Annotated in this window: 14 protein-coding genes; 10 read left to right on the top strand and 4 right to left on the bottom strand. The window is 42.7% G+C overall.

The features are described 5' to 3' along the window. Positions 1-101: 101 nt before the first annotated feature. Together rpsI and rplM are read right to left on the bottom strand one after the other, a co-directional pair. Positions 102-488: a 30S ribosomal protein S9 gene (gene rpsI / locus F8N35_RS04800; protein ID WP_068702336.1), complete on the bottom strand. Its 387-nt coding sequence runs from the start codon at positions 486-488 to the stop codon at positions 102-104. Positions 489-493: 5 nt separating this feature from the next. Next, a complete protein-coding gene (gene rplM / locus F8N35_RS04795) occupies positions 494-949 on the bottom strand; it encodes a 50S ribosomal protein L13 (protein ID WP_293050218.1) in 456 nt (151 codons plus the stop codon). 460 nt (positions 950-1,409) lie between these two features. On the opposite strand from rplM, the gene rsfS reads away from it, so the two are divergent. The 4 genes from rsfS to F8N35_RS04775 all read left to right on the top strand — a co-directional run bounded on the left by rsfS (position 1,410) and on the right by F8N35_RS04775 (position 5,494). Further along, positions 1,410-1,766: a ribosome silencing factor gene (gene rsfS / locus F8N35_RS04790; RefSeq protein WP_293050217.1), complete on the top strand. Its 357-nt coding sequence runs from the start codon at positions 1,410-1,412 to the stop codon at positions 1,764-1,766. 75 nt (positions 1,767-1,841) lie between these two features. Beyond that, positions 1,842-3,911, top strand: a complete 2,070-nt coding sequence (ftsH, locus tag F8N35_RS04785) for an ATP-dependent zinc metalloprotease FtsH (protein ID WP_293050216.1) — start codon at positions 1,842-1,844, stop codon at positions 3,909-3,911. Between the two features lie 27 nt (positions 3,912-3,938). Continuing rightward, positions 3,939-4,766 carry a phosphatidate cytidylyltransferase gene (locus F8N35_RS04780; RefSeq protein ID WP_293050215.1) on the top strand — a complete coding sequence of 276 codons (828 nt, stop codon included), beginning with the start codon at positions 3,939-3,941 and terminating at the stop codon, positions 4,764-4,766. A 53-nt stretch (positions 4,767-4,819) separates the two neighbouring features. Then, the gene (locus tag F8N35_RS04775; RefSeq protein WP_293050214.1) at positions 4,820-5,494 is read left to right on the top strand and encodes a phosphatidylserine decarboxylase family protein; all 675 of its coding nucleotides are present in this window, start codon (positions 4,820-4,822) and stop codon (positions 5,492-5,494) included. A 5-nt stretch (positions 5,495-5,499) separates the two neighbouring features. On the opposite strand, the gene F8N35_RS04770 is transcribed toward F8N35_RS04775, so the two are convergent. Continuing rightward, the gene (locus F8N35_RS04770; protein ID WP_293050213.1) at positions 5,500-6,183 is read right to left on the bottom strand and encodes a ComF family protein; all 684 of its coding nucleotides are present in this window, start codon (positions 6,181-6,183) and stop codon (positions 5,500-5,502) included. A gap of 83 nt (positions 6,184-6,266) precedes the next feature. Then, on the bottom strand, positions 6,267-7,181 hold the full coding sequence (locus tag F8N35_RS04765) for a type II CAAX endopeptidase family protein (RefSeq protein WP_293050212.1): 915 nt from the start codon (positions 7,179-7,181) through the stop codon (positions 6,267-6,269). A gap of 227 nt (positions 7,182-7,408) precedes the next feature. On the opposite strand from F8N35_RS04765, the gene F8N35_RS04760 reads away from it, so the two are divergent. The 6 genes from F8N35_RS04760 to F8N35_RS04735 all read left to right on the top strand — a co-directional run bounded on the left by F8N35_RS04760 (position 7,409) and on the right by F8N35_RS04735 (position 12,622). Then, a complete protein-coding gene (locus tag F8N35_RS04760) occupies positions 7,409-8,845 on the top strand; it encodes a monomeric [FeFe] hydrogenase (protein WP_293050211.1) in 1,437 nt (478 codons plus the stop codon). A 23-nt stretch (positions 8,846-8,868) separates the two neighbouring features. After that, on the top strand, positions 8,869-9,699 hold the full coding sequence (locus F8N35_RS04755; protein WP_293050210.1) for an ATP-binding cassette domain-containing protein: 831 nt from the start codon (positions 8,869-8,871) through the stop codon (positions 9,697-9,699). A gap of 184 nt (positions 9,700-9,883) precedes the next feature. Continuing rightward, the gene (locus tag F8N35_RS04750) at positions 9,884-10,723 is read left to right on the top strand and encodes an ABC transporter ATP-binding protein (protein ID WP_293050209.1); all 840 of its coding nucleotides are present in this window, start codon (positions 9,884-9,886) and stop codon (positions 10,721-10,723) included. Between the two features lie 7 nt (positions 10,724-10,730). Further along, complete coding sequence (locus tag F8N35_RS04745) at positions 10,731-11,504, top strand: hypothetical protein (protein WP_293050208.1); 774 nt, start codon at positions 10,731-10,733, stop codon at positions 11,502-11,504. Between the two features lie 3 nt (positions 11,505-11,507). Then, positions 11,508-11,915: a GntR family transcriptional regulator gene (locus tag F8N35_RS04740; RefSeq protein WP_293050207.1), complete on the top strand. Its 408-nt coding sequence runs from the start codon at positions 11,508-11,510 to the stop codon at positions 11,913-11,915. A gap of 50 nt (positions 11,916-11,965) precedes the next feature. After that, positions 11,966-12,622: a hypothetical protein gene (locus F8N35_RS04735; RefSeq protein ID WP_293050206.1), complete on the top strand. Its 657-nt coding sequence runs from the start codon at positions 11,966-11,968 to the stop codon at positions 12,620-12,622. The last annotated feature ends 225 nt before the right edge of the window (positions 12,623-12,847 follow it).

The raw sequence follows: 12,847 nt of genomic DNA, 5'->3' as shown, positions 1-12,847 counted from the left end.
ACTGGAAGGAAAGTCTTTCCGGTTTAGATACTAAACTTCGTATAGATCCGCCAGTAACGAATAATAGCCGGTCGGGTGAAACCACCCAACCATAGGCAATATTAACGTTTGCTGAACTGGAATCTCTTACGTGCTTTAGGACGACCCGGTTTTTTACGTTCCACTTCGCGTGGGTCACGGGTCATGAAGCCTTCTGCTTTCAAAGCAGGTTTGTTTGCTGCATCGATCTTTACTAATGCACGAGCAATAGCCATACGCAGCGCTTCAGCCTGACCTTTGAAACCGCCACCGTCAAGGTTTACCTTGATATCGTATTGTTCGGCAACGCCAAGTTTTGTTAAAGGCTGTTTCACAACATATTGAAGAATGCTCGATGGGAAATATACGCCAAGCTCACGCTTGTTTACGGTGATTTCACCTTTTCCCGGGGTAACGAAAACGCGTGCAACAGCAGCTTTTCTTCTTCCTATGGCATTTACTATTTCCATATCTCTTATTTAAGTGAGTTTAAATCAATAACTTTGGGTTGTTGTGCTTCGTGTGGGTGTTCGGCACCAGCATAAACGTGCAGGTTACGCAACAACTGAGCACCAAGACGGTTCTTAGGAAGCATACCTTTTACCACTTTACGGATCAGTTTGTCCGGACTTTTTGCCATCAATTTAGCAGGAGTGATTTCGCGTTGGCCGCCGGGATAACCGGTATAGCGCAAGTAAACGCGGTCATTCCATTTATTTCCCGTCAATTGCACTTTTTCGGCATTAATCACAATCACGTTGTCACCGCAATCCACGTGCGGAGTAAAACTGGGTTTATATTTGCCACGAAGAAGTTTTGCAACCTTCGAACCCATACGTCCCAATACCAAATCGGTAGCGTCAACTACCACCCATTCTTTCTGAACAGTTGCCTTGTTGGCAGAGATGGTTTTATAACTTAAAGTATTCATACGAATAATTTGTACACCGGTTTTTCGTTCACCATACGAAAAAAGGGCGTGATGATTAATTTTTGAATAATAACTTCGTGCACAGTCATTAAAAGCTACTTCTCAACCGTAGGCTAATCCGTTTGATTTCACCCCATTAACAACTCTGCACACTTTTTCCTTCACGGGATAATAATTCGGACTGCAAAAGTACGCTAAATTTTCCAAGTACAAAACTTTTCAACAACTTTTTTTGTGTCAGACACTAACGTTTTATGGCACGCTTTTTGATTGAATACAGGGAATACCCTGCTGTGACGGAAACTCCCGTTTGCTTCAACATGTTGGGTAATATTGCAATTTAACACTATCTTTGCAAATTATTAGGAAGTCTCCGCTTATACTTCAAGCAGATAATAAGCTGTTTCCCACCAATATCTAATTTTCAAAATAGTTTCACCAGGAATCATTCATTTATTACATGACAGATAATATTTTAGTTCGTACCATTGTAGAAGGAATACAGGAAAAGAAAGGCAAACGCATTGTAGTTGTTGATCTAAAGAAATTTGACAGCGCAGGGTGTAGTTACTTTGTCATCTGCGAAGGTGATTCAAACACCCACGTCAACGCTATTGCAGGCTCGGTGAGAGATTATGTCCGTACTCATGCAAAAACCAAACCGGTTGCCACGGATGGACTGGAAAACTCGCTTTGGGTTGCCATGGACTATCTACAGGTAATCGTTCATGTGTTCCAGCGCGAGCCCCGCAATTTTTACGACATCGAACATTTGTGGGCTGATGCCGATATTACAGAAATCCCTGATCTCGACTAAAGTCAGGCAATAAAAATTCAGCCTTGTATTTAAGTCGTGTTTCTAAATTTAATTTTGTCTATACATTAATTATATATGGAACCAGATTCAAGCAATAAATTCAAGCGTTCTCAAAATCAGGATTCGGGGAATCCTCAGCGGAAACGTCAAAATAACCGCCAGAATTACCTCTACTGGATCTATGCCCTGATTGGTATAGTTTTGGTAGGTATGACCTTCTTTGCCCAAACCGGGAATCCAAAGGATGTCTCTTTTTCCGATTTTGAAGGCTATGTTAAGAACAACTATGTTGACAAAATAACTGTCGTATCCAACCAGAACTATGCTCTGGTGACTATCAAAAAAGGGAAGATGACCCCTGTATTCGGAAACGACTCTGCCAAATTTCAGCAAAATCCCGTCATCACGGTTAAGTTCGGATCTGTAGAAGAGACACAGCGCTTTCTTTCTCAGGTAAGAGAAAACAAACAATTTACAGGAGAGGTGTTCTACCAGAAGGAAAACGATTACTTCAATACTTTCCTCTATTCTATTCTACCCATCGTCCTGATGATTGCATTCTTCGTATTCTTGTCACGACGGATGAGCGGTGGATCAGGTGGCGGCCCCGGTAATATTTTCTCTGTAGGAAAATCCAAGGCTCAGCTCTTCGACAAAACAAACGGTGAAATCAAAGTAACCTTTAAAGATGTTGCCGGACTTGACGGCGCCAAACAGGAGGTGGAAGAAATTGTGGCGTTCCTGAAAAACCCGTCAAAATATACCGAACTGGGAGGTAAGATCCCTAAAGGAGCTTTGCTTGTTGGCCCTCCGGGTACAGGTAAAACACTTTTGGCAAAAGCGGTGGCTGGCGAAGCCGATGTTCCGTTCTTCTCCATGTCGGGTTCCGATTTCGTGGAAATGTTCGTTGGTGTGGGAGCATCACGTGTGCGCGACCTTTTCCGTCAGGCAAAAGAAAAAGCACCGTGTATTATCTTCATTGACGAAATTGATGCGGTAGGACGTGCCCGTGGAAAGAATCCTAATATGGGCGCTAACGACGAACGCGAAAATACGTTGAACCAGTTGCTGACAGAAATGGACGGTTTCGGATCAAACAGTGGTGTCATTATTCTGGCAGCTACTAACCGTGCCGACATTCTGGACAAAGCCCTGCTTCGTGCCGGACGTTTTGACAGACAAATTCACGTCGAACTGCCCGACCTGCACGAACGTATCGCCATTTTCAAGGTACACCTGCGACCCATCAAAATCGATCCGGCTCTGGATATCGATTTTCTGGCCCGACAAACTCCAGGTTTTTCGGGTGCCGATATTGCCAATGTATGTAACGAAGCAGCTTTGATTGCTGCCCGCAAGAATAAAACAATTGTTGAAAAGCAAGATTTCGTAGATGCTGTCGACCGTATCGTGGGTGGCCTGGAACGCAAAACCACACTCACCACGTTGGCTGAGAAAAAATCGATTGCTTTCCACGAAGCCGGTCACGCTACCGTTAGCTGGATGTTGCGTTATGCAAATCCATTGGTAAAAGTGACAATCGTTCCCCGCGGCGAAGCATTAGGTGCTGCATGGTATCTTCCGGAAGAAAGAAAGCTGACCACCAAAGAACACATTCTGGACGAAATGTGCGCCACATTGGGCGGACGCGCAGCAGAAGAACTGTTCTTTGAAACGCCTTCGACCGGTGCATTGAACGATCTGGAACGTGTTACCAAACAGGCTTACGCCATGGTTGCCTATTACGGCATGAGCGACAAACTCTCAAACATCAGTTTCTATGATTCGACAGGTGCTTACGAATACGGCTTTACAAAACCATACAGCGACAGAACAGCCGACCTGATTGATGCCGAAGCTAAAAATATCGTCAACGAACAGTTTGAAAGAGCCAAAGCCATCTTGAAGGAACACGTAGAAGGACACCACCAACTGGCAGAATTGCTTATCGACCAGGAAGTGATCTTTACAGAAGATGTGGAAGGAATTTTCGGAAAACGCCCATGGACTTCGCGCGCCGAAGAACTGATGTCTGAAACAGGGTCTGAAAATACGACAGAACCTACTGAACAGGCTATTGTAGATGAGCAAAAAAATGAAGACGAGCCCGCAACTGCTTCCGAACAAACGGAAGAACTTGCATAACGATAGCATATAGGAAACGTACTTGAGATGAAGAATTTAATACAGCGAGCAATCACAGGAGTCCTTTTTGTTGGTGCTATCGTCGGATCTGTTTTTCTGGGTAAAATTGCGTTTGCAAGCCTTTTTTTCTGGGTAACCGTTCTCACTCAATGGGAACTTTACACATTGATCAACACGAAAGGCAGCGCTCAGATCAACAGACAATTTGCCACTCTGGCAAGTGCATTTTTGTATCTTTCCACATTGCTTTGGAATCAGGTTTCTGCTCAAATAGGAATCATATGTCTGGCAGTTTATGTGCTCTTTTGCTTTGGCATTGTTATCTATGAATTATTCAGAAAAGATGGCAATCCTTTACATAATTGGGCCTATTTCTTTCTCGGCCAGATTTATGTAGTTGTTCCTTTTTCAATGCTGAATATCCTGAACCACTCCTTTGAACCGGAGTTCCTTTTGGCGCTGTTTGTGCTGATCTGGACGTACGATTCGGGAGCGTATCTTTTTGGCGTCACTTTGGGTAAACACCGACTGTTTGAACGTATTTCCCCCAAGAAATCCTGGGAAGGTGCAATCGGAGGTTTTTTAGCAGCTTGTGTGGCAGCTTTGATATTTGCACATTTTTCCTCATCTTTGTCGGTCTTTGGATGGATTGGATTTGCAGCTCTGGTGGTTGTATTCGGAACATTCGGAGATTTGGCCGAATCATTGCTCAAACGCACATTCAACATAAAAGATTCGGGAAATATACTACCGGGACATGGCGGAATGCTCGACCGTTTCGACAGTTTGCTGTTTGCCACCCCGGTTATCTTAATTTATCTAGCAATTCTCATCGGTGAGAACTGCTTCATTTAATCATCAGACTAAAAATTACTCGTTTAATTATAAACGAAAAGCGCTAAAAAACAATGAAGAAAGGGAGAATGAAAATTCATAAAGAAGGACGGTGGATATTATTGGGAGTATTTGTAATACTGCTCGTTATAAACCTGATGGTTTATTTCGAATTTTCCCAACTCATATGGTTTGTGAATATCCTGCTTTCTCTGGTAACGTTCATGTTCTTTACCTATTTTTTCCGTAATCCTTCACGTCCCGGGGATATTGACGATCCGAGTCTGATTATTGCTCCGGCCGATGGTACTGTGGTGGTAGTGGAACCTACAGTTGAACACGAATATTTCAAAGATAAACGCATACAGATATCCATTTTCATGTCGGTATTCAACGTTCATGCCAACTGGTATCCTATTGCCGGCACGGTGAAATATACCAAACACCATAATGGTCGTTACCTTGCTGCTTATCTTCCTAAGTCAAGCACCGAAAACGAACGGACTACCGTAGTGATCGAGTCGCCGATGAAGACTCAGGTCTTGGTGCGTCAGATTGCAGGATTGCTTGCCCGTCGTATTGTAACTTACGCCGTACCCAGCAAAGCATGTCATCTCAATGAACATCTCGGATTCATCAAATTCGGTTCACGTGTCGACATCTTTTTACCGCTGGATGCTGAAGTTTACGTAACACACGGCGAAAAAACGGTTGGTAACGAAACAATCATCGCACGTCTTAACGAGTAAAACCGTCAGGCAACCGCGATAGTTGCCACACTTATTCTAACATTTTCGGCTTGTAGAAGAGCTGACGCACAGGCTTCAAGAGTTGAACCGGTGGTCAGTACATCGTCTACAAGCAAAATATGTTTTCCTGCAAATACGGAAACGTCAACCAACCCAAAGATTCCCTTGGTATTTTCCCAACGCTCGTAAACACCTTTGCGTGTTTGTGTCGGATTCTCAATCAACCTGACAAGATTGGTGAAATTAACGGGAACCTGCATGGCTTCCGAGATACCCTCGCAAATACATTCGCTTTGATTATAACCGCGCTTGCGGTACTTTTTAGGATGAAGCGGGACAGGCACAATCAGATCAATATCGCTATAAAATGACGATTGTATGAGATTGCTGCCTAATTGACGCCCAAGTATTATTCCAAGCTGTTTTTCTCCTCGGTATTTTAGCGCATGAAGCAAATGCTGTCCGGTAGTTGCCTTCTTATAGAAATAAAGCGCCGTGGCATTTTCAACCGAAAATTTACCCCAAAATCGCTTTTCAATATCATTGGCCTGTCGGAGATGGAAATTGGTGTATGGCAAATCTGCCAAACATGAAAGGCATACAGAATCTTCTCCACTAACAAGACTTTCGTCACATGCCAGACAGAGATTGGGAAAAATGAGATTCACCAAATGTTGCAGAAGCTTCATGTGTCAATAAACTGCTTTTATGTCTGATATTAATTCGGAACAATCGCATTGAGCGACAGCTTTATCAATTACTGGAAGCGGGTTCAGGTATTCGATTCTGATAAATCACTCTTATGAAGTCGATAGACAAGCCACAAAGAAGCGAGAAAAACCGCCGACCCCAGCACTGTTGCCCAAAGAGTATCTCCGGTTCCTACCTTCTCAATATTTTTATCAATCATATGGTTGAATATCAGATATTCCGTAACCACTCCGCAAAGGTTGTTGACAAAGTGAGCAATCACCGGCGCCCAGATTGAGCCGGTCCAGATAAACAAATACCCAAAACTTGCGCCAAGCACCATTCTGGGTAAAAAGCCGCTCACTTCCATATGTACGGCACTAAACACCGCCGCAGCCAGCCATATAGCGACATGCTTATTCATCCGGGCATAGAAAACCTGCTGCAAGCCTCCCCGAAAAAAGAATTCTTCGCAAATGGCAGGTGCAATTGCTACTACCAGAATATTAAAGAGCAAACCTCCGGCCGAATTCACATCCAGAAAGTTCCGAACTAACTCAAGGTTTTGTTTTTCCATATTCTTCAGCCAATGCTCAAGCCATGCAAACGAAGAAGGCAACGACCAGTTTGAAAACCAATCGGCAGTCGCGTTCATTAAAGGCTGTATAGCTAACATCAATAAAACGGCAAGCAAAAAAGGAACAAAAGAAAGCCCTTTATCGGCCCTCACAAAAATCTTACTTTTAACTCTGCTTATCTTAGACAGTAGCAAAACCGGCACAAGGAAAGTAACAACCGTTACTATCAGCTGAGAAATTTTCAGGAACGTGATATCGGGTCTAATTTCGTTCAGGTTGCCTCCGTTTGCCATCGTCTTAAACAACAAAATGACCGATATAACCAAACTGGTCAACAATGTGAGGCCGACAGAACTCCCTATAAGAATAAACATTTTCTTTCCGGTCTGTTGATCCTTGTAATTATCTACATTTGACATAAATCCGTTTTTTTAACAAAAGTATCTCTTTCTCATCAAAATAACAACGAAAAAACGACAATTCAGAACTTTCGAACGCAAGATAATTTTTCATTTCCCGTAATTAAACGAAAAGTATTACCTTTGCAACTCGAAAACAAACCTCTCTCCGTGCAACCTTAAACTATCCTTTTGGCACACCCGAATTAAGCATTAAAAAGAAAAAATCACACAAATACTTTTGATAAATGGCATTTGCAAATAACACGATGATTGTACGTAGAGTGCTCATTTCCAGACTTGTTAAACTCTGGAAAGAAAATAAAATGATCGAGAGCATCGACCGTATTCCCCTTGAAATGTCTCCCAAACACGGTATCGCAAAAGGGCGTTGCTGCATCCACAAAGAACGTGCGGTAATCAAATATAAAATGCTGCCAATCCTCGGTTTTGGCATTGATCAGGAAGAAGATGAACTGAGACCTCTTTCGGATTATGCCCGCGAAGCATTGGCTCCCCGTACTCAAAACCCACGAATACTCACAGTAGTCGACGAAGCATGTACATCTTGCGTTAAAGTTAACTATGTGGTATCCAACCTGTGTCGCGGATGTGTTGCCCGCCCATGCGCCATGAATTGCCCGAAAGGAGCAATTGCTTTCCGGGAAAACGGACAGGCAAGCATTGAAAACTCAAAGTGCATCAGTTGTGGTATCTGCAAAGAAGCATGCCCCTACCATTCGATTGTCTATATACCTATTCCTTGCGAAGAGGTGTGTCCGGTTAAGGCCATCTCAAAGGATGAAAACGGCATTGAAAAGATTGACGAATCCAAATGTATTTATTGCGGCAAATGTATTAACGCCTGTCCTTTTGGCTCCATTTTTGAAGTATCCGAAATTTTCGATGTACTGACAGCTATCAAAAACGGTACTCAAGTGGTGGCAATACCGGCTCCATCTGTCATGTCTCAATATGCCAACCCGATAGCAGATATTTTCGAAGCCATCAAATCAATCGGATTTCATGCGGTGGAAGAAGTGGCACACGGAGCTATGGTTACTACCCGTAACGAAGGCGAAGAGTTACGCGAAAAACTGGAAGAAGGCCAGCAATTCATGACCACTTCCTGCTGCCCTGCATACACCGAATTGGTCAACAAGCACGTACCGGAGATGAAACCATTCGTCTCCACGACAAAATCGCCCATGTACTACACGGCGGAAATCGTACGCCAGAAATATCCGGATGCAAAAATCGTATTCATCGGGCCGTGCGTAGCCAAACGCAAAGAGATGTTCAACAACAAAAGCGTTGACTATGTTTGGACATTTGAGGAGCTTGATTCCGTGTTTGAAGGATTGGAAATTGAAATTACCCCATCAAGCGATGGTGCAATGTGCTGTGATGCTCCCAAACCGGGTAAAGGTTTTGCACGCTCAGGCGGAGTCGCCGCTGCCGTGCAGGGAATGTATCCCGACGTGTCGATAAAACCCGTTTTAGTCGCCAATATTGACAAAAAAAATGTAGCTTTGTTACGTGCTTTTGCCAAAGGAAAAGCGCCCGGCAACTTCATTGAAGTAATGGCCTGCGAAGATGGATGTATCACCGGTCCTTCGGGCAAAATTGACGGTTCGAAAAGCCGCCGAATTTTCCAGAAAGCAATGGAAGAAATCAAAGAATAATTGCTTATAAATCAATATCAGAAATGGAATCCAAAGAACTTATTTCGTACAAAGACGTTGATATTTGTCATGATGATGTAACCGTGCTGAGCAGCGTAGATCTGAAGGTTGCTCCGGGTGATTTTATTTATCTTCTCGGCAAAGTCGGTAGCGGAAAAAGTTCATTCCTGAAGTCGCTTTATGCAGAAATACCTGTTGAATCGGGAGAAGCACGCATATTCGACTACGACCTTCGTAAAATAAAACGGACTCAGATTCCTTTCCTGAGAAGAAAAATTGGTATCATTTTTCAGGATTTTCAACTGTTGCCAGACAGAAACGTGTTCGACAATCTCGCTTTTGTACTGAAAGCCACCGGGTGGAAAAATAAGGAAGCCATCGAAAATCAGGTCATTCAGGTTCTGGAACAGGTTGGAATGGAGAAGAAAGCCAAAAGGTGGACACACCAGTTATCGGGTGGCGAACAACAGCGCATTGCAATTGCCAGAGCGCTGCTCAATTCTCCTGAACTAATTCTGGCAGACGAACCAACCGGAAATCTCGACAGTGAAAACGGACATGAATTGATTTCATTGCTCTATGAAATCCACAAAGCCGGTACCGCTGTGATTATTGCGACACATAATCTGCGCTGGGTGGAAGAGTTTCCCGGACGTGTTTTCCATTGTGTTACGGAACATCTGAAAGAAGACAAAAATGATAGCGATGAACCAACATCAGCCTCATCGGAAATTGAAGAAATAAACGTTCCGGCAGAAGAACTCCCGAAGGTTATTGCTGATTTGAATGCCGAAATCGGAGAAGATGCCGGCGACGAATCAACCAGCGAGACTCCAGAAAAGACTGAAAATTAAATGTAGAACAGGCATATTTGATAATCCCGAAGCCCGACGGTTTCGGGATTTTTATTTTTAAACGCCTGATTATTAGATTGATTTTAAAATACAACTAATTTTTTACTGGAAATATTTGGAAATAAATAATAAGGCCACTATATTTGCAGTGTATTAGTTATATAGAACACTAAATAAATAGAATATGATAACCTTGAACAACGTTAGCTTTGCTTATTCAAAGAAAAAGGAGGTGTTCAGCAATTTAAATCTGACACTTCAGCCGGGCTCCATCTATGGATTGCTGGGCAAAAACGGAGCCGGAAAAACCACACTGCTCAAAATGATGTGCGGCTTGGCAACCCCTTCCTCCGGCTCGTGCACAACACTGGGAGAGAAAGCTGCCCGCAAAAATCCGTCGCTGATGCGCGAACTGTTCTTTTTGCCGGAAGAGTTTTATATGCCCGACATGCGGATCAAAAAATTCGTTAGTCTGAATGCTCCCTTCTATCCGGAGTTCGATCTCAACCAATTTCATCGTTACCTCGACGAGTTTGAAATTAACCCTGACAGCAGACTGCGTTCTCTGTCGTACGGAGAAAAAAAGAAAGTGATGATAGGGTTCGGCATTGCCACCAATACTAAACTTCTTCTTTTCGACGAACCCACCAACGGACTCGATATTCCTTCCAAAAGACAGTTCCGGCGAATCATGGCCTCCATTGCCAACGAAGATAAGTGCATCATCATCTCCACCCATCAGGTGCGGGATCTGGAGACTCTGATCGATCATTTGGTTATCTTGCACAACAACCACATTCTTTTGAATGAAAATGTCGGGGTAATTACTCAAAAGCTCTGTTTCAAGACCGTACAAACAGTCGGCAATGACCAGGGCATTATTTACTCTGAAAGTTCATTGAAAGGCCACAATATTCTGCTTAAAAATGCAGAGCAAGAAGATTCTCAGCTCGACATGGAACTTTTATTCAACGGAGTACAACAATGTCCCGAAAAGATAAACCACCTGTTTAATTTAAACTAATCATAAGATGAATAATATTTTTTCCGCTAAAAGATTTGCGTTGCTTGTTCGCAAGCAGTGGTTAGAGAATTATCTACTGCTCATAGGGTCATTCATTGTCCTTGTAGCTTTCGATTTCTTTGTTCTGTATCAAAATAACGACTGGGATGCAAACCGTAAACCGTCTTATTTTCATTTCAATATTTCAGCAGCCTACATACTTTCGTTAGGTGTTTGCTCAGTCTTTATTTTACTGACCTATTTCCGAATCATCAATACACATACCAAGCAAATTGCTTATTACACGCAACCGACAAGCACCCTTGAGAAACTGGCCGCCATTTTTCTGTTTATGGTTCCGGTAATGTTAATTGCATTTGGAGCTGCATTGTCCATATCAGTTCCGGTAATGCATTCCGCCTACGACTCATTCTATCATACAACCACCACCCTATTTGCAAAGGATGAAGCAGCTACAATGAAAGATGCCATTCTGGTGTTTCTCACTTTGCAAGCGCTCATATTGCTTGGGATGCACACCTTCAAGCGATATGCCATAGTTAAAACCTTTATCGCAATCATCATTTTGTTCTTTCTATTCTTTTATGCACTTCCCGGGGTGACTTTCAACTGGATACTTCCCATCGAGGGATTCAGAAACGGTAGCTTCGATACTATTTCTTACATGAGAAACCACGAATACGGTCAAATGGTCTACAAAGGAATTCTCTATCTGCCGAGTTATTTGGTTTATGTTTGTTGGTTTGCACTCTATTTCAAGATGAAAGAAAAACAACTCTGATCTATGGAATTCAAAGATAAACATTCGATATATATCCAGATAGCCGACAGAGTGTGCGAGAAAATTCTGCTGGGAACCTTCAAAGAAGAAGATAAAATTCCATCGACCCGGGAAATGGCTATCGAACTGGAAGTAAATCCCAACACGGTAATCCGCACCTATGAATATCTGGAACAAAAAGAGATCATCTACAACCGGCGGGGGATAGGCTACTTCATTGCGGCCAATGCTAAACAAAAAGTAATGGAGACGCTGCAAAATCCTTTTTTGGAGAATACCCTACCCGAGATTTTCAAGACGATTCTCTTGCTGGAAATCGATTTCAAAGACGTTACAGCTCGCTTTGAACACTATAAAGCCGGCTTCCAGAACGAAACAAACAAGAACGTTGATGCTCCCGGGCACGAGTAAGCATCCGACATTTATGTTTCATGTTGTATCTAAACGTAATATAAAAGCATATGAAAACAAGTAATATAATCATAATAAGCACCATAGTTGTGTTTATAATTGGCTTTGCAATCAACGCCGCCGGGCTCAAAAAAATGTATGACCATACCAACTGGAATGATCCGTATCGCAATTTCACAAAGCACAAACTCAATAAAACCTTCGATCGCGTGTATGTTTTTGCTCCCGACAGCGCCGATCTCTGGAACGAGGATTCTCTTTCCATTAAAAGAGGAAATGACAACGTCCTGATGCTAGAAAATGACCCGAATATACATTGGCAAGCAACCGATTCCGGATTGGTTATTCGCTTCAGCCATAATGCTAAAGGTCTCTTGATAACGCCAAAGATCAAACAAGTTATTGTCAGGAGAGTATCCTGCCGAATATCTAATTTCGATCTGGATTCTTTGCAGCTGAATGTCTCCAAAGAGTTCTGTGGGATAAGCATCTCCAATTCTAAAATCAACTATCTGAACGTATCCGCCAGTAATCATGGACATTTAGTTCTTGATGAATACAGCCGGATCAATAAACTTAATCTTGCACTTCGTGGCGGAACATTTTCTTCCGGAATCTATATCCGTGAAATCTCTCAAACTGTCACTCCTGATTCCAGGATAGAGCTTTGGGGCAATGCCTTACAATGGATAGCACAAAAGAAATAAATTCAACCACATTTCTCCAAATGTTCCTTTGGGACTAGTAGTGCAATTGCTGAAAGGCAATACAAATCATCATTTCGGGGCGTAACGGCCCCGAAATTTTATCCGATTCGTGAATTAAAATAACATTTACAACATTCCTGCTTTTTAAAATTCCTTATTCCTTTCATTTCTCCATCCATACATAAGCCCGCATTGATGAGGAGACCTTCCATTTTAATATAAAAC

Source organism: Paludibacter sp., assembly GCF_009712605.1.
Taxonomy (GTDB): Bacteria; Bacteroidota; Bacteroidia; order Bacteroidales; family Paludibacteraceae; genus Microbacter.
This window is presented reverse-complemented; position numbering and strand designations above follow the sequence as displayed.